This is a genomic window from Leptospira chreensis (genome assembly GCF_016919165.1).
In the GTDB taxonomy this organism is placed as follows: domain Bacteria; phylum Spirochaetota; class Leptospiria; order Leptospirales; family Leptospiraceae; genus Leptospira_A; species Leptospira_A chreensis.
In genome coordinates, this window is sequence record NZ_JAFFPS010000071.1 from 36,759 (window position 1) to 53,907 (window position 17,149).

The 17,149-nt window shown below is 37.9% G+C and carries 12 protein-coding genes; 6 read left to right on the top strand and 6 right to left on the bottom strand.

The window, feature by feature from the left end; translation table 11 throughout:
- Window positions 1-175: 175 nt before the first annotated feature.
- The 3 genes from JWG41_RS18470 (at window position 176) to JWG41_RS18480 (ending at window position 3,129) form a co-directional block, all read left to right on the top strand.
- Window positions 176-1,783, top strand: coding sequence for a hypothetical protein (locus JWG41_RS18470; RefSeq protein ID WP_232374107.1), 1,608 nt, complete (start codon window positions 176-178; stop codon window positions 1,781-1,783).
- Between the two features lie 102 nt (window positions 1,784-1,885).
- Window positions 1,886-2,263, top strand: coding sequence for a DUF1304 domain-containing protein (locus JWG41_RS18475; protein WP_205271286.1), 378 nt, complete (start codon window positions 1,886-1,888; stop codon window positions 2,261-2,263).
- Complete coding sequence (locus JWG41_RS18480) at window positions 2,260-3,129, top strand: RNA polymerase sigma factor (protein WP_205271287.1); 870 nt, start codon at window positions 2,260-2,262, stop codon at window positions 3,127-3,129. The genes JWG41_RS18475 and JWG41_RS18480 overlap by 4 nt, the downstream gene beginning before the upstream one ends.
- Here the strand turns inward: JWG41_RS18480 and JWG41_RS18485 are convergent.
- On the bottom strand, window positions 3,097-3,993 hold the full coding sequence (locus JWG41_RS18485; protein WP_205271288.1) for an AraC family transcriptional regulator: 897 nt from the start codon (window positions 3,991-3,993) through the stop codon (window positions 3,097-3,099). The genes JWG41_RS18480 and JWG41_RS18485 overlap by 33 nt on opposite strands.
- Before the next feature lie 147 nt (window positions 3,994-4,140).
- On the opposite strand from JWG41_RS18485, the gene JWG41_RS18490 reads away from it, so the two are divergent.
- Window positions 4,141-4,989 carry an NAD(P)H-binding protein gene (locus JWG41_RS18490; RefSeq protein WP_205271289.1) on the top strand — a complete coding sequence of 283 codons (849 nt, stop codon included), beginning with the start codon at window positions 4,141-4,143 and terminating at the stop codon, window positions 4,987-4,989.
- Window positions 4,990-5,035: 46 nt separating this feature from the next.
- On the opposite strand, the gene JWG41_RS18495 is transcribed toward JWG41_RS18490, so the two are convergent.
- Both JWG41_RS18495 and JWG41_RS18500 read right to left on the bottom strand, forming a co-directional pair.
- Window positions 5,036-6,211, bottom strand: a complete 1,176-nt coding sequence (locus JWG41_RS18495) for a YncE family protein (RefSeq protein WP_205271290.1) — start codon at window positions 6,209-6,211, stop codon at window positions 5,036-5,038.
- 129 nt (window positions 6,212-6,340) lie between these two features.
- Window positions 6,341-6,751 (bottom strand): DUF5329 family protein, encoded by a 411-nt coding sequence (locus JWG41_RS18500; protein WP_205271291.1) that lies wholly within the window; start codon window positions 6,749-6,751, stop codon window positions 6,341-6,343.
- Window positions 6,752-6,985: 234 nt separating this feature from the next.
- Between JWG41_RS18500 and JWG41_RS18505 the strand changes: the two genes are divergently transcribed.
- Window positions 6,986-7,657: a TetR/AcrR family transcriptional regulator gene (locus JWG41_RS18505; RefSeq protein ID WP_205271292.1), complete on the top strand. Its 672-nt coding sequence runs from the start codon at window positions 6,986-6,988 to the stop codon at window positions 7,655-7,657.
- Here the strand turns inward: JWG41_RS18505 and JWG41_RS18510 are convergent.
- Genes JWG41_RS18510 through JWG41_RS18520 form a run of 3 tightly spaced genes read right to left on the bottom strand, consistent with a single transcriptional unit; the run spans window position 7,654 to window position 16,551 of the window.
- Window positions 7,654-9,309, bottom strand: coding sequence for a sulfatase-like hydrolase/transferase (locus JWG41_RS18510; RefSeq protein ID WP_232374108.1), 1,656 nt, complete (start codon window positions 9,307-9,309; stop codon window positions 7,654-7,656). The two genes, JWG41_RS18505 and JWG41_RS18510, sit on opposite strands and share 4 nt — an antisense overlap.
- Window positions 9,296-11,485, bottom strand: coding sequence for a transglycosylase domain-containing protein (locus tag JWG41_RS18515; RefSeq protein ID WP_205271293.1), 2,190 nt, complete (start codon window positions 11,483-11,485; stop codon window positions 9,296-9,298). The genes JWG41_RS18510 and JWG41_RS18515 overlap by 14 nt, the downstream gene beginning before the upstream one ends.
- On the bottom strand, window positions 11,482-16,551 hold the full coding sequence (locus tag JWG41_RS18520; RefSeq protein WP_205271294.1) for an alpha-2-macroglobulin family protein: 5,070 nt from the start codon (window positions 16,549-16,551) through the stop codon (window positions 11,482-11,484). Before JWG41_RS18520 ends, JWG41_RS18515 begins: the two co-directional genes overlap by 4 nt.
- Window positions 16,552-16,697: 146 nt before the next feature.
- Between JWG41_RS18520 and JWG41_RS18525 the strand changes: the two genes are divergently transcribed.
- Window positions 16,698-17,132, top strand: a complete 435-nt coding sequence (locus JWG41_RS18525; protein ID WP_205271295.1) for a hypothetical protein — start codon at window positions 16,698-16,700, stop codon at window positions 17,130-17,132.
- The last annotated feature ends 17 nt before the right edge of the window (window positions 17,133-17,149 follow it).

Consider the following 17,149-nt stretch of genomic DNA (forward strand, 5'->3'; position numbering starts at 1 on the left):
TCAATTTTTAATAAATAAGAAAATCGATCAAAATCAATACTTACTTAAAATATCTTTAAATTACGAGTGTATCGCTTTAGGGATTTCAACAAAGGACTTGAGGAATTCACCACTTCTTCCAATATGACCTAAATAGAAAAAACCTTTCTCATCAGAAAGTAAATTTAGTTTGGCAATGAAACAACATATAAATATCGATAAGAAGTTCTTTGTACTTCTAATTCTTTTGACTACCCTAACACAATATAACAACTGTAAAATCAAACTGAACAACCCAAAAGATCCGACGTCCCAGAGTTATATGGAAACTTGGTTATGGGAAGAATACCTTCGTAGTTTGTGTAACCCAGATTTAAAAACGTCAGTTCGTTTGGGAACTGGAACCTACAAAACATATCCTTATAAATTAGTTAAACTCAAAAATGGAAACTTTGCCGTCACCGCTGGTGTCTTTGAGGAAGTTAATTGGAACGGTAAAACTGCAGGAAAGAATTTTTCTTTTTCAGGTACACCTGGTTCGGATATGAATGTCATCCTATTCCTAGTGAATGGAAAAACATTACAAATTGAATGGTTAGATTATATCGGAGAACTATACGCTGCTTCTGACAAAAAAGAAGTAGCACCAATCACTGAATTATCTAATGGAGACATTGTCGTAGCAGCCTATGTCAAAAATTCGCAAGGATCACCCATATCTCCAAAATCTAACGTTAATGCTTTGTTGCTCGCAAGATTTAATTCCAATGGGAATCGTGTTTGGAATACCTACCTAGACAAATCAGATAACTCCATTGTAGAATCCAGATTTTCCCTTGTCACAGATGCTTTGGACAACCTTCATTTATTTTTTAATGGACGCGGTGCGGGATCCCCGGCTCCCGATACAAATGGTTTTAGTGAATTTCCTGCAATGGAAGTTTCTTCCAATGGAAACAACACAAGTCATGAAGAAATTGGATGGGCTGTTATATCACACCAAGGAGTTCCAATAAAACAAAGATACTTACCATCTAATGGAAGTATATCGATATTGAATGCAGTTATTGGCCAAGATCAATCAATTCTCTTATTTGGCGGTGCAGATGACAATTTTACAGGTTCTACGGGTCATCCGCTTCCATCATACAATTATAGAAGGCCAATGGTCACAAAGCTTTCTCTATCTGGTTTTTCTATTTCTAATATTACTTATCTTGGATCCATTAGCCCAAGTTATACAATTGGGACTATTTATGGAATAACGCCAGGTTCGGATGGAATTTATACAACCGGTGTTAGTGCAGGAGATTTTGGAACATCCATCCACCCATTCCAAAACTATTCAGGTTCTACAAACTTCAGGAATAATATTTTTTCAAAATTTGATTGGAATGGGAATCTGCTTTGGAATCAGTTTCTAGGTTCTACAACTACCGACACATTAGAAATTTCTCCTGTCATTACTTACATCCCAGAAACAAATTCAGTGAAAGCGCATTTATATTCTCCTGAAAATGGAAGTCTTTATACGGGGTTAACCATAACTCCGGTAAGAAATGGAACTAATCCGTTGCAAAAAACCACTGTAAACATCGCCGGTTTTAATGGGCAGTACCAATCAATCGATTATGAAACCAGTTTTGTCAATTACCCACCCGCAGCAGATGAACCTATGGCCGATACCATTTCTTTTGCACAGGCCTGCGGTGGTAGACTAGTGCGATTGAAGAATGTATTTGATATCTCAACAGAAAAAGGAGTTCTCGAACTTTCGACTCGGCCTGCGCCCGAGGAACCTTAATCATTCAAAACCAGTGGATTTTTTTTATTTTTTTCTCGTAATTCTGTCACAAACGGTAAAATCAATTGTCCCAATAGGAAAATCATTCTTTAGGAGAATTGTATGAAACTCACTTCCCTCATCTTGACTGGCTTTGTGGCCGTAGAACACGTGTTCATTTTAGTATTGGAAATGTTTCTATGGAAAACCGAGTTTGGAATGAAAGTCTTCCAACTAACACCAGAAACAGCAGAGATCACGGCTAAGTTGGCAAAAAACCAAGGTCTTTACAATGGATTTTTAGCTGCAGGACTTTTTTGGGCTCTACTCTTTATCAAAGACCAAAATCAAAAATTCCAAACCATTTTGTTTTTTCTCATCTGTGTAGTGGTCGCAGGAATTTATGGTTCGGCAACGGCTAAGTTTTCCATTCTCTTTTCACAAGGTCTACCGGCATTACTTGCACTCATTGTTCATTATATAGCCAATAAAAATCGATGATAGAAGATCCGCATCTTTCTCTATTAGAAAGTTCACTCGCTGGAAAAACTAATGCTTTGGAGGAGCTCATTCAAATCTTCCAACCAAAAGTATTTTCTCTGGCATTGAAATTTTTATGGAACCCGGAAGATGCGGAAGACGCCACCCAAGAAATTTTGGTGAAAGTGATTACAAACCTAGGCGGGTTTCGAAAAGAAAGTAAACTTTCGACTTGGATCTATCGGATCGCCAGTAACCACTTGATCAATGTACAAAAATCGAAAATGGAACGAAGGAAAGTGCATCTTCGGGCCATTCGGGAAGAACTTCACCGAACGCAAAACACATACAATGTCCCTCCCGAATTTCCAACCGTTACCATGGAAGAAGAGCCCTCTCCCCAAGTTTCCGAACTTGTTTTACATGTGCAGGTAGCTTGCACCTACTCTATGTTACAAGGTCTGTCGAGACCGTATAGAATGGCCTATCTTTTAGGAGAAGTGTTTCAAACTTCGAGTGAAGAAGGAGCATCCGTGATGGGAATTCGTCCAGAAGCGTTTCGCCAGAAATTATCTAGGTCCAGAAAACAAATGGAAACATTTCTTGGAAAAGAATGTGGTCTCACAAAAGCAGAAAACCCTTGCCATTGCCCCAATCGATTAGGTTATGCAACGAGGGCCGGAAGGATTAAATCCTATCTCAAACTTTCAGAACAAATGAAATTAGATGGGAGATGGAAAGAAATCAAACCCATGATGACCGATACTTCTAAAATTAGAAAAGCAGCAGAAGTATTTCGCAATCACCCCGAATTCTTACCAAAAAAAAATCAGTTAGAAAACATTCGGACGCTTTTACACAACTCGTTTCCACTCACGACTCGGTGAATTTCCAAAAATACGTTTGTACGCTTTCGAAAAAGAAAAAGCAGACGCATAACCTACATTTTGTGCAATTTCCTCAAGCCCCATATTTCCCTTTTGAAATAATTGTTTGGCTTTTTCCATTCTGAGTTTTGCCAAGTATTCCATCGGAGGAATTCCGAGAACGTCACGAAAACGGTTGGCGAGATTGGCCCTCGAGACTCCAGTCTCCTTTGCTAAAGATTCAATGGTCCAATCTTTACTGTATCCATTGTGTAATTTTTCGAGGGCATACAAAACTTGTGTGTCATGAAAGGCTTTGATCCAACCCGCTTGGGAATCTACATTTTGGCCTAGCCACATTCGTAACATATAATACAACAAAATGTCTGTTAATCTTTGTACAATTAAATCGGTTCCAAGATTGAGTTCCAATTCACGAGAAAGGATTTGAATGATATCTCCAAGGGCATGGTGGGCTTGGATGGTTTCATAAGATATATGAATGTATTCTGGTAGTTCCAAAAATAAAGGGTGGATGGGGCCTGGCGGGACTTCGTAACGAACGGAAACAAAGGTGGTGACAGGGTTTTCTTTTTTGACCCGAATTTCTTTATCACCGAGGAATCGTTCTATGGTTACTACTTTAGCTTTGGGGTCGGACAATAATTCGTGATTGGTTCCTCTCGTGATAAAGATAAGATCCCCTTTGTGCAAAGGGATAATGGTTCCGCCGATCCTCGCATAACAACTGCCTTGTGTTACGACATGAAAACCTCCACTTTTTTCACAGGGGAAATGAAACCCAAAACTATCAAAAATTTGACCCTTGGAAAGTAGGTCGTTTTTCCAACCAGCCGAGGCGAGAATATCAGAAAGTAGATCCATAGTCTTTTTTTCTCAAATATTCACCAAATGTCTATCAATTTATACGTTTGGATATATTTTTAATATTTTATGACATAGACAGTCTATATTTTTCGGAGTATTATAGAGAAACAATAACGGATTCATTTCCGAATTCAAGGATTAACTATGAAAGTATTTGTATATGGCGGTTCTGGACTCGTTGGCGGTCATCTCGTAACCGAATTATTAAACGCAGGACATGAAGTCTTCGCAGGATCAAGAAAACCGGAATCTCAAAAGAGTTCCGAGAAATTACATTGGGTGTTTGCTGATTCTAGCGAACTGAACAAAGGTTTGGAAGTTTTGGAAAAAGTGGATGCCGCTTATTTTTTAAGCCCTCCCGGCCAAACCAATCAATATGAAATTCTTTCCCCTTGGATCGAAAAAGCAAAACAAGTTAGTTTGAAGAAACTTGTGCTGATGACGGCAATGGGTGTGGAACACGCACCACCGGAAGCACCATTCCGCAAAACGGAACTACTACTCGAAGGCGCGGGAATTCCTTGGAATATCATTCGTCCGAACTGGTTTATGCAAAACTTCCATACATTTTGGATCTCAGGTATCAAACAGGACGGAAAGATTTATTTCCCAGGTGGAACTGCAAAAACAAGTTTCATTGATGCAAAAGACATTGCTTCTGTTGCTGCCGTGCTTCTCACAACATCCAAAAACGAAAACCAAGCCTTCACTTTGACAGGACCTGAATCCATCGATCACAATGAAGTTGCAGACCATTTAACGAAAGTAAGTGGAAAAACAATTGGATATGTAGATGTGGATCCAAAAGTATTTGAATCTTCACTTGTATCTGCTGGTCTTCCCAAAGATTATGCGGCTTTTCTTGTGATGATTGCAGGTGCCTTAAAAGACGGCTTTGCATCAGCAATCGTTGATACAATTAAAACTTTAACAGGAAAAGATCCTATCTCCTTTAGTCAGTATGCAAAAGAAAATGCAGGTGCTTGGAAATAAATCCAAACACTTCGTTTAGGTTGCATTCCCTTAAAGGGAATTAATTTTAATCGGCGATTAAGATACGGTTGGCGGCACCGCCAGTCGTATCTTCCAATATATTGCGAAGGAGTAGTTTACGAAATGGCAAAAAGGTCGACCCACTCACATTAATTTGATTCTTATAGAATTTTTTTGTCGGAATGACTTTCTTCTGCTTTAGAGTGATGGGATCATAAATATGAAGCCCAGAGTTACGAACCCAAACCAGTTCCCCTTCTTTCCAAAACCCCAATTTATGACCATGTGTTCCCCATTTAGATTTTTTCATATCGGAAAGATTATCTGTATTGTACATACGAACTTCACCTGTGTCAGCAGCTGCCATATATAAATACTTTCCATCTTTAGAAAAACTAATACCATAAGGAGTGGAAGGAATGGAAAATTCCTGGAATGAATTTGAGTCTACTTTATACAAATATCCCATTGGATTTCTTTTTTGAAAGTCTTCCGCATAACAGGCGATTAGGATTTGTTTTGATTCTGGATGGAATTCCGGTGTATAAGGATAAAATTTTGATTTGTATTCTTTTAACTTTTTTAAACTTTGATTTTGAATTTGATAAATAAAAACAGTTACATCAACGGATTCATTGTCTTTTAAATCTGCATCTACGGCAAAGGTAAAATAACCCGTATTATCTTCCCTTGAATACCCAACAACAGAACTGATGGCAAATGATTTTTTATCGACTTCACCAATTTCATAAATTGGTTCCACTACATCTATGGCATTGGTCGAAAGATTCCACCCCATAAAAAAATACCGTTTACCATTGACTGAATTGTGTTTGTTTTCAATCACAAAGCCTGCACGGTGATTCACTTCATCATAAAATAAAAATTCATAAATGGTCAGTGGTAGGCGTTTGCCTGTTGTTTCTATCTTTCCGAAAAATTCGGTTGGATGGGAAAGGTAATATGTTTCCAGTGGAACAGGACGATAGATTTTCTCTTTGGATTCGGTATCATAAAAATACAATCCAGGTTCATCAAAGTCGGCAGTCCTTCCCAAATAAACCCACTTACCACCATTCACAAAGAATGGGTTATCCCCTTCCACAAATGTAGGTCGAACAGCGAAGTCCGTTTTAAACGAAAACTCTGATTCTATTTTCTGTGCCGATAAGGAAAAACTAAAGAGTAGGATCAAAAGATAAAAAAACGAAAATCGAAACATAAGGGGCTCCTACCGTATGGGTATGGTGGGTTATGCTATATGAGTTTTATTTTTTTACAACCATTGTTTATCAATTTTTTTTCCCAATTGTTTCCCACTGATGCTCAGTAGAACATTCGCTTCTTTCAATTATAAACAAGATTCTATTTTATTTAATTCTGCGAGTAACCAGTCTCTTGACTTGATTTCTTTTCCATCAAAGAATTTGATCTGGTACGGTGTTCCGGTTAAAAAGGATTTCGAAGCAATTTTTTCAATGAATAGTTTGGCAGTCCATTCTTTGGGATCGGGAGCAAAGAAGGATTTTTTTGCTTCTTCCAATTTATAACGAAGGTGTTTCTCTGCCGCTTCTGCGGAATGAGTTTCTCCATTACGAATCAAACTTCCTTGGAGTTTTCCAACTCCAGACAAAAGTTTTTCAATCTTCTGTTCTTCCGTTAACTGTGGACAATTACTTGTTTTTCCATAAAGAAGTGGAAACTCCAGACCAACGAAAAACAAAGTGAAGAAAAAAATCCAACTGATTCGACGAACTTTCATAAACACATCCTAATTTTCCGATTGGTTAGAAATCAAAAAATAAGTTTATCTTTTGATCGAATATTGATTCGTAAATTTAATTTTGTATAGAAAGATTTAACCAAATCCTTACAAAAAATAGGAATTTTATGACTATAAGTCACATGTAAATGACCGCTGGTTACTTTAAATTGACCTCTAGTCAATAATCGTTTTTTTCTAGCATATTTTTTCAGAGTTTCCTAGATTGGAGGTATGAGTCGCGTGTTGGTTGCAGAACGATCGCCAAAAAAAAGAGCCGTATTGGAAAAAGACAAACTTTCCAAACGAACTACAATTCTCCAATCCGCAGCCTTCCTTTTGCAAAAAAAAGATTGGGCGGAACTCTCTATGGATGAAGTTGCCAAACGAGCCAAAATTGCGAAAGGAACTTTGTATTTATACTTTCCAACAAAAGAAGACCTTTGTCTTCGTGTTCACAATGCCGATTATGAAGCGTGGTTTTTGGATATGGAAAAATTTCTAACAGAAACAAAACCAGTCGATGCCGATGTGTTTTCCAAATGGTTTGTTGACTCCATGGACGGACATGTTCGATTTTTAAAACTACTTCCTATTGTCCCTACCATCTTAGAAAAAAATGCCAGTGTGGAAACCATTCGTGAATTCAAACTGAGTTTAAAAGGACAAATCTTTCGAATCCTACCACTTCTTTGTCAAGCCTTCCCATTTCTAAATGAAAAATCAGGATTTTTGTTTCTTATGCAATGCCATGCCTTAGCGGTTGGTTCTTGGTCACATGGATTTCCTTCGAACCAAGTAAGAGAAGCAGTCAAAGAAGATGGATTGGACATCTTTGTTTTAGATTATAAAAGTTTTCTTCGAACTTCGATCCTAACACTTTTAAATGGTCACAAAACCGTTTAACGAATATTAGAATATATTTCATCCAATACTTTTTTTTTCAAAAGGGAATTTGTAATCGGAACTCTTTTTTCTTCCATAAAATCTGTTTCGATTAATAGATCCCGATCACTATGATATATATACTTTTTACCTTCGGTAATCCAAGATTTTTGAATTTCAGAATTCCATGTTTTTAAAACTAAATTCGGACTGTAATCGGGACTAAAGAAATTTGATTTTAATATTTCTTCTTTTTGGTTCGAGTGAGTCTCGAGTAAACTTAAGATCGTATCTTTGAAATCTACCGAAGTTCCTAGTTTTGGAATGTAGAGTTGACCCGATTTGATAAAATACAATAAAAAGGGAACATCGGTTTCCTGATTGTATAAAGAGTAGTTATGGGCATGAGCTCCCTCTTCTCCAAAGGATTCTCCATGGTCGGCAGAAAGGATAAGAACCGTTTCCCGTGAAGAGTTTTCTTTCCAATAAGAAATAATAGAATCCAACACCTCCACTTCTTCCTCAAGCGAAACCATATAACGATCCAAAGGTGATCGAAAGGAAACTCTGGATTTTTCATTGGATACAAAATAAGGACTATGGGTTTGGCTAAGACCGATCAAAACAAACAAAGGTTGTTTGCTAAAATCAGAGGTTTGTTTCAATGCAGGTAAAACCACTCGGTCATCCATTCCCCAGCTAAAGGAGGGATACAATCCTCCATAACGTTTTTCCAAATCACCCTTTTCCCAAACAGTTTGAAAGATTTTGGGGAAAAACTGATCCATCCCTTCAAAGAAGATGGATTGGGTGTAGATCATAGAAGTGTGATAATTATGTGTTCTCTCTAATTGTTTGGGAAGATTGGATTCCATTACAGAGCCGTCCAACTGCAAACGAGTGTGATTCAGTTGTGAAATCCCTGTCATCCAAGTGAATAGACTTTTGGAAGTATGTGGCATAGGGATCCAAAAATGAGATCCTTCTAAGTTCGAAAAATTAATGTAACGAGATTTGATTTTTACCAAATGTTTTCTCGGAACCCCTTCCAACAAAACCAAAACAAGGTTTGGTTTACCAGAAATAGATTCCAGGTTTGATTTCACTCTCTGTACATTGTTAGGTGCCTTTTGGTTTTGATTCCAACTTAAGTCGGGATTCATCCAAGAACCAGAGCGTAAGAAAACAAGTAACAACAAACCAAAAGACAGTAGGAACCAATGTCTTTTTTGTTCTTTCTCCGGATTCCAAACAATCAAATAAAATCCGATTCCCAGTGCCATCCACTGGATCAGTTTCCATTCCAATAAAAAATTAAAAAGATCAGAATATAACAAAGAGATGTGTTGGAAAAAATAAATCAAAAGATCCAAAGTCAATGCTGTTTGGTAGACTTCTTGGTAACTGAATGCCATCACAAAGAGAGTCCATAGAACCAAACGGAATATCGTATTTAACTTAAAGTTTTTGTTCCAGTTATGATCGAGAAAGAAATCTATAAGTAATACAAGGATTGAAAATAAAGTAATAAAAACTCCGTGAAAGAAAATCCAAACTCCAAATGAAAAAGAAATGAAACCATACAAAAAATAAGAGAAACTATAGAAAATAGCCATTGGTGATTTTTTCCAAAGGATATTTTTCATCAAACCACCCATCTTATCTAACTTCAAAATCAACAGAGGCCTTCTTCAATTCTCCATCATACAATACCAAAGACTGTTTTCCACGGACAATGGGGAGACGTAAGTCCCCACTTGTGGATGGTTTGAATTCTTGTTGGCCATTCCAAATGAGTTTCGGATCTTTTAGAGTTTTGATTTCACGAATCCGAACCGGTATCTCTTGTGTTTCTTTTTCATAAGATGGATGGTATAAATAGACTTGGCCCATAGAAGGATACACAAAACCAACCCCTAATATGGAAACATTGGACTCTTCGCTATGTTGGTCACATGGTGTGGGGAGTAAGATTTTTTTTCGCACTCTTAAAACGATGGATGGACATTTGGGAAGGGCTAACTTCCCAGTAAGCCTACAAAAATTTCGGGGTTCGGTGAACTGAGAGTGATAATCTAGTTTTGGTTTGTCTTTCATCAAACTTCGAAATATATTCTGTACAATCCGTCCAGCTCCAAAGGAACCGGAAACATCCATGGTTCGTTCTCCAGAAAAATTTCCTACCCAAGCGCCGACCACATAATTCTCGTTAAATGCCACTGTCCAAGAATTTCTATAGTCTTTAGAAGTCCCTGTTTTAATGGAAACAGGAAATGGAAAATCCAAATAACTCCTCCGACCAAAAGCCCTTTGCCTTAATTTAGGATCTTTCAAAACAAATTTTATTTCTTCGGCAGTTTCACTCGAAAAGAGGCGCATTGAGTCACCGAAATACAATGGTTTTTTATCCATTTTCCCCAAACGAATTTTTGGTAACACCCCATCCAAAGGGAATGAGCCATATGCACGCGTTAGCTGCAAAAGACTCGTTCCGCCAACACCAAGAGCAAGACCTGGACCATAAAACTGTGGAGATTCTTTTAAATGATCAAATCCGGCTGATTGTAAAAATCGATAAAAAGGAGTCACACCCATCTGGTTGATCGCAGTGACGGCGGGAATGTTCCTTGAGTTTCCGAGAGCTTCGGCCAAAGTCAAATCTCCCCAATACCGAAGGTCGGCATTTCTCGGAAGGTAGTTTCCTCCCTGCCCTAAAGAGAAGGAGTATTTTTCATCAGAGAAAATGGAATTAACAATATAATGTCCCTTTTCAATTGCGATGGCATATAACAATGGTTTGAGAGTACTACCCGCATCTCGATATGCCAAACTACCGTTCACCATTCCATTACCATCTTCAAAGAAATTTTTGGATCCGATCATGGCTTTGAGTTCTAATTCATCGTCTTTACCAGGAACACGTTCCAAAACAATGGCAGAGGCATTGGATACATTCCACCTTTTTAGCCCTTCTAGTTCTGAGTTCACAATTGAATGTAATTCGGAATTTAATTCAGAAGATAAGGAAGAAACAAATTCTTCGGAAGGGATAGAAATCAAAGTTCGAATCCAATTGAGAAAGTGTTGGTGTTCCCCTTTCCATGATTCCGAAAAATTCGGCTTGTTTGAAGAAGAAAAACCAACCGTGAGTTCGTTTGGATTTTCTAACTTTGGAATTGTGTAGGGAATTCGATCCCTTAGATTATGATATCGAAGGGATAATTCTTCTTCTGAGGGTTTATTTTTCCGAATGAGAACGGTCAGATAAACTGTTTCTTCAATCGATAAAAATCGGATATGTTTTCCAAATAACGTCAGTGATGTGGATGGAAATCCAACCAGATTGGAATGGATGGAGACAGAATTTAAATAGGCTTCTAAAATTTCCGATTTGGTAAGCCAAACTTCGTAGCGAAATGCCTCAAAAATTTCAAAAGTTTTTCGTAAGAAAAATGGATAAGATCGAATTTCTGGATTTTGAATCCGCACAAGTTGCATTGTGATGGTGGATGCCCCTCCACGTTTCCCCTCCGAAAAAATATAGGAACGAAGGGAATTGAATCCTGCCAATACATCGATCCCGTGATGGGAATCATAACGTTTGTCTTCTGCAATTTTTAAAATCTCTGGGACAAAGTTGGGATACTCACGAATGCTTTCCCAATCTTGTTTGGTTTGATTTTTGTTTTTTCCCCGACCAATGAGAGTCCCTTCCTGGGTTAGGATTCTGACAGTTGAATGGTTGCGAAGGGATTCAAAAGAAACGGGTCTTAGTAAAAATCCTGTTAGTGGAATGATCATACTTCCCACTAACATAATATAAATGGTAATTTTGGTCTTAGAAATCACTCCACTTTCACTCGAATGGTATTGGTATTTCCATAAAATTGTGGATGATACATCAAAAAGGTTTTGGAAGCCGGCATAATGGAATTCCCTTTTGCCACAGGTCTTAATATATAATTAAACTCTGTTTCCCCCTTTCCAATTCGATCTTCTGAAAAGATGACACGATCATCCCTGTATTCTTTGTATCCACCATAGTAGTTCTCTGTAACTTCGGTTTCTTCTCCATCGGATGCTTTTTCTGTTAAAAAGGATGTGTTTACAATCTCTGTATTACTTGGAATTGGATCCACAATCATCCCGAAGGCTTGTTCTAAGTTACTCAGTATTTTCACTTTTACAAGATAAGTGGATCCTCGTTGTAAACTCGTTACTTCTTTTAAGATGGCATCTCCATTGGAATTTCTTCCATCAATGCGATACAAAGTTTTCTTTATTTCAAGACCATTAAACTTTTGAGTGGTGGTATCCTTTACAGGAACATACATCAACCTAGTTTGAAAATACAATCTACCTTCGGAACTGGTTCGTTTGAATACCAATGGTCGGCCCGATGGATCTTTTCCTTCAAACAGACGATCGAATGTAATCTCTTCTTTGTAGATAGAATCGGAAGAGGAAGAAAAAGATTCTTCGATTAACGTTTTTTCTCCAAAGATGGCCTCTCCTTCCGTATCAAGAGATGTGGATTCAAAACGATTCCGATATTCGGCGAGTGCGAATGCGATGGTTCCAACACTATGACTGTCTGACCAAAAATGATTTTGGCGATCCATCATAATCGATTTCACAAGCTCCACAATCCTTGGATTTTTTGAATCTACCCTAAGTAACAATCGCAAATAATGGCCAAGTACAGAAGAAGAACTATAATATGAATAATAATAGTATTCATCTGTATTCTGCTTTAAAGGTTTGATTGCAAATAATTCTTTTTCATAGGCAATGTACTTTGTGTATTCTGCGAATAATTTTTTAAACACAGGATCGGAATCAACAGTTTCTAACTTATGTACTTCAGCATATGCCGTAAGAAAAATTCCGCGCGACTTTAAATTCAATTCTTCGAAATGATCCACCAAAGTTTTTTCTAAAGAATGAATTTCTTTTTTGTCTTTAGAAAGAACAGAATAAATCAAACTGAGAGTTTGGTATGAGTTGATCGAGGTCTCTGTCGGATTCTTTACATAGTTTTCTAAATATTGAATTGCCAATTTATAGGCTTGTGCGTTGGATCTTTTCCCTTTGTCTTTTCCAATCTGCATCACTGAGGCGATGTAGGCAGTCAAATAAGGATACCCTGTTCTACCATGGCCTTTCCAAACTCTAAAACTTCCTTCCGATGTTTGAAACTCAGACATCTCATCTAAAAACAACTTTTCAATTTGAGTAAAATCATAAGAATCTTTCGCTGGAGCTTTGTATTGGAATTCTTTTAATAACTCTCCGGCACTCAAAGAAAGAAGATAAGCCGATGTCCTCTGTTCCATACAAAAGTAAGGATTGGATTCATAAAAATCGAAGGCAGATTTTAAGGCAGTAAGAGCCGTTCCCGACATACGAATGTCAAGTGATCCTTTGTTTAACAAAATAGATTCTTTTTTAGGGAAGGAAATCAATGTTTTGTGTTCCGAATCCGTATATCCCGAAAATTGAACCGATGTTACTGGATCAAATTCTTTGATTGGCAAGGTCACCACCAAAGCGTCAGACAAATCGGATTTTTTTAAGTCGGCAAACTCATTCATGTTCTCTGGTTCCACAGAAATTTGGTAAGACGCTTGAATTTCATCCTTAGGATGGTCTAGTTTGAGTTTGATGTATTGTGATTCTGAAATCTGGAAAGTTCGAAGTACTTCCTTGGTTTGACCTGCAGCAAGTTCAATTGAGATCCAACCTTTATCCTCAGAAAGAAACTTGGAGTCGATTTTATATTTAAATTTACCTTTTTTCTTAGTATTGTTGGTGATACTTCCACCTAACTCTAAATTATCGCCAACACGAATGAACCTTGCGACGGTTTTTTGTAAAACTAGATTCTTTTTGACGATAAACTCGGAATTGGAAGCACCAAACTTTCCATTGGCGGAAGAAGCAACCATAATCCTAAATGTAGTTAAATTGTCTGGTAAAGTAAAACTGAGATCGGCATTCCCGCTACTATCGGCAATCACAACCGGATTCCAATAAGCGGTATACCGAAAGTCTTTCCTCGCACCAGATTCCGATTCTGCCGAAAACCCACCACCCGAATCTTCGCCGTAATCCCCACCGGGACTATCTCCTTTGTTTTCGTATATATAATGTTTGATGATCATACTACGAAGTTCATATGTTTTTACAATACTATACCAATACTGATAGAACATTTGCACAGGACTTTGAAAAGAATAACCAACCAAATCTAAAACACCGCGGTCAGCGACTGATACTGTGAGTTCCGCACCGGGACTTGATTGAATCGACAATTTCACCTGTTCTCTCGGTTGGTATTCCTGTTTGTCCGTTTTGATCACAACAGGTGCCGTTCTTGATGCCAAATTGACTTTTAAAGTCACAGATCCCGTTTTGGCTTTCGGAGCACCTAAGTCTTGTTCATTAAATTCTTTAATATCATCAGAAGATAGTCCCTCAGGCACAGGCAACCTACCCGACAACATCACCACATTGACATCCACATTCGGAAGATAAGACTCTTCAATGGGAATTTCAAGAGGAGCGCTGTTTCCTTTCATCAAAAAAGATTTTTTGAAATAAACGGAATCTCTTTCTACTGTCACGATAACACGAGCGTTTTGCAGAGGAGATTTGATGAGGATTTTTGCTTTATCCCCAATTTTGTATTCTTTTTTATCGGAACGTAATTCGATGGAGTCGTCCCCACGAAAGTCCCAAGTATAATAAGATTCTTTTTCATAAGCATAAAAATCCACGCGGGAAAAAACTTTATCTTTGTTTAAAACTAAAACAGTGTAACTTCCGGAATCCTTTGCCTTATAATCAAAAGAAACTCCATCGGCTTTCGAAACGAGTTTTTTGACCTCAACAACTTTCTTTGTTAGTTGGTTACTTCTAAAGAAAAACTTCCCGATTCCTTTTGACAGAACAGAAGTCCAGTCATTATAAATAATATAAGCCTTTAACTCCGCACCGGCAACGGCTTTTCCTTGTAGATTGATTGCAAGAGCTCCAAATTGAAATGGTTTATCTATCGCTTGGTATCTATCGTTACATTTCAAACCTACATAAGTTTCCGAGGGATTGTAAGGGATACTCGAAGATTTTGTAACCGACTTTCCATCGACATCAAATACAGAGGATTCCACAACCAAATTGAAAGGATCTGCAATTTCGATATCTTCCCCATCTGTCGCAAATTTACGAGTTAAGTCTTGGACAGGAATGTCCAAAGCAAAAAGGCCTTTGGAATCCAAAACACCTTCCGATCCACTTACATAATCTGAGTTACCTTCGGAATATTCATCTTCGTAATCATACCAAGTATCAGAAAAATCATAACTCACAAATGATTCGAAGGAAATATGTCTTTTTCTTTTTAAGACCGAGTAACTGATCTTAGCTCCACCCATAGGAGCACCAAACATGTATTTCCCTTCCACCGTTCCCTTTATGTTTTGGTCTTTGTTTACGACATTTGCTAAATTGACGTTCACCATAAAGTTCACAGGTCGAAATTCTTCGACTTGGAAGGTATCGTAAGTGATGGAATCATTTTTTCCAGCGGCATAAACGGTTACAGAATAATGCCCAAGAGGTGCATCCGAAGGAATGGTATACCCTGTGGCAACTCCCCCCTGCCCTGTGGAACTAAGATTTGTATTACTCACATCCTTTCCACGAGAATCTCGAATTTGTATATTTACACTTTTAGAACTATAAGGAACAAGTGTCCCATTCTTTCGATCCGCAAGTACAGCTTTGATCTCCACACGGTCGCCTGGTCTGTATAACTTTCGATCGAAGTAAATTTTTCCTTTAACATGGTTTTCTGTGTAATAATCGCTATATCCTTCGATATGTGTTTCATTAAAATGAAGAAAGGCTTTATCACCAGAAGAGTCTTCGGCAATTAACACCGATTTATCGTAAGATTTTGTATCACTGATGGACGGCACTGTACAATGTCCATCTTTATCTGTTTTACATGTCCCACGCAAACTTCCTTTTTCATACAAACTGATATTGGTATTGGAAACTGGTTCTGCTTTGGAAAGAGTATGTACCCAAACATGGAGTGTATTTGGATCTAACTTGGTTGTGATGCCTAAGTTGGTGGATTGTAAAAATATAGATTCTTTTTTGTATTCTTCCTTGTTACCTTCGCCAATGACATCGGCTCCTAACTGAAAAGCGATCCATCCTTTTGTATTCGGTTTGGCACCAAAATAGGAATCAATATCCATACCTTGGTTTCCAAAGGCATTCACTTTGATACCGGACTTCCATACCGTTTTTTTCCAACTCAGTTGGTTTTCGAATTCATAATATTTGTTCCCGAGTGTTGCGATTGCATTCACAAGAACGGGGATTGACAATTCAGAAGATCGAATTTGAAATTCGGGAACATTCGAAATGAAAATAGGAAGGACTTTGTTTAAGTTGGATTCAAATATATTTTCACGAGATAAATAGAATGAAGGTTTTCTTGCCATCACTGGAAGTTTAAAACTAACAGGAGTCTCTAAAAAACAATCGTTCTCTGCATAAAATTTTCCAATTTTGATTTCATACTCTATATTCGGATCAAAGTTCCAATGGTCCAAGGAAATCTCTCGGGTCACATAATCAGAATAATCGAATCGAAGGTTGGATGGTTTGGGAGAGATCTGAACGGCTGATGCAAATTCTTGCAAATTGGTATCTTCGGAAACTGTGAAGCGGTAATCCCAAAGATCTTCTAAATATTTTAGGTCAGTAGTGTCTAGTTTGACTTCGATGCGACAACTGCTAGGAAAGATAATGCGTTTGATAGAGCGAAAAACGCCGCTGATAGAATTGCAAGAACTGAGGAAAAATAGAAAACTAAAAGCCAATACCAACTTACGCATGAGAACTCCGAAATTCGAATGTTCCCTGTTCTACGACGGACTCCCTTGTTTGCCAACTCTTTCCTGAATGAAATGGAAAATCTTTCTATATTTTTTTGATTGTATCAGAATTTTCGCTATGCTTTTGGGATTTTGGAATTTGATTGATGACGATGTCTCTCTTCAAAATCAAAAAACAATTTCTTGAATTAAAGGCACCCGATTCCTTTCCTACAGGGAATTTTCGAGCCGAGTGGATCGGTCCCAAATGGTTGCAAACAGGTGCTAGTTTCAGTTTGAACTTTATGTCCTTTCGGCATTGGTGGGGGAAATCATTTGATGGTTCAGAGATTGCTTATAATTTGTTTTTGTCGCCTAAAGAGACAGAGTTCCAGTTACGCCACCCCATGCATTTGTCCATCGCTCCGTCACGACTGGACGGAAACCCAAGCCTTGTCCTAAAATATACAAAAAATGCCCCTTTTCCCTGGCCTTATTTTGTGGATGAGTTCCGCGTTTTGAACGAGACGGATCTACTCGGGATGAGTTACAACCAGTTTACACCTAGTTTGGCGCTCCCATTTCTTATTAGAAAATCCTAATTTAGTTTGTAGATATT

Coding starts and splice junctions, on each gene's coding strand:
- JWG41_RS18470 (WP_232374107.1), top strand. CDS start 176: ATGAAACAACATATAAATATCGATAAGAAGTTCTTTGTACTTCTAATT.
- JWG41_RS18475 (WP_205271286.1), top strand. CDS start 1,886: ATGAAACTCACTTCCCTCATCTTGACTGGCTTTGTGGCCGTAGAACAC.
- JWG41_RS18480 (WP_205271287.1), top strand. CDS start 2,260: ATGATAGAAGATCCGCATCTTTCTCTATTAGAAAGTTCACTCGCTGGA.
- JWG41_RS18485 (WP_205271288.1), bottom strand. CDS start 3,993: ATGGATCTACTTTCTGATATTCTCGCCTCGGCTGGTTGGAAAAACGAC.
- JWG41_RS18490 (WP_205271289.1), top strand. CDS start 4,141: ATGAAAGTATTTGTATATGGCGGTTCTGGACTCGTTGGCGGTCATCTC.
- JWG41_RS18495 (WP_205271290.1), bottom strand. CDS start 6,211: ATGTTTCGATTTTCGTTTTTTTATCTTTTGATCCTACTCTTTAGTTTT.
- JWG41_RS18500 (WP_205271291.1), bottom strand. CDS start 6,751: ATGAAAGTTCGTCGAATCAGTTGGATTTTTTTCTTCACTTTGTTTTTC.
- JWG41_RS18505 (WP_205271292.1), top strand. CDS start 6,986: ATGAGTCGCGTGTTGGTTGCAGAACGATCGCCAAAAAAAAGAGCCGTA.
- JWG41_RS18520 (WP_205271294.1), bottom strand. CDS start 16,551: ATGCGTAAGTTGGTATTGGCTTTTAGTTTTCTATTTTTCCTCAGTTCT.
- JWG41_RS18525 (WP_205271295.1), top strand. CDS start 16,698: ATGACGATGTCTCTCTTCAAAATCAAAAAACAATTTCTTGAATTAAAG.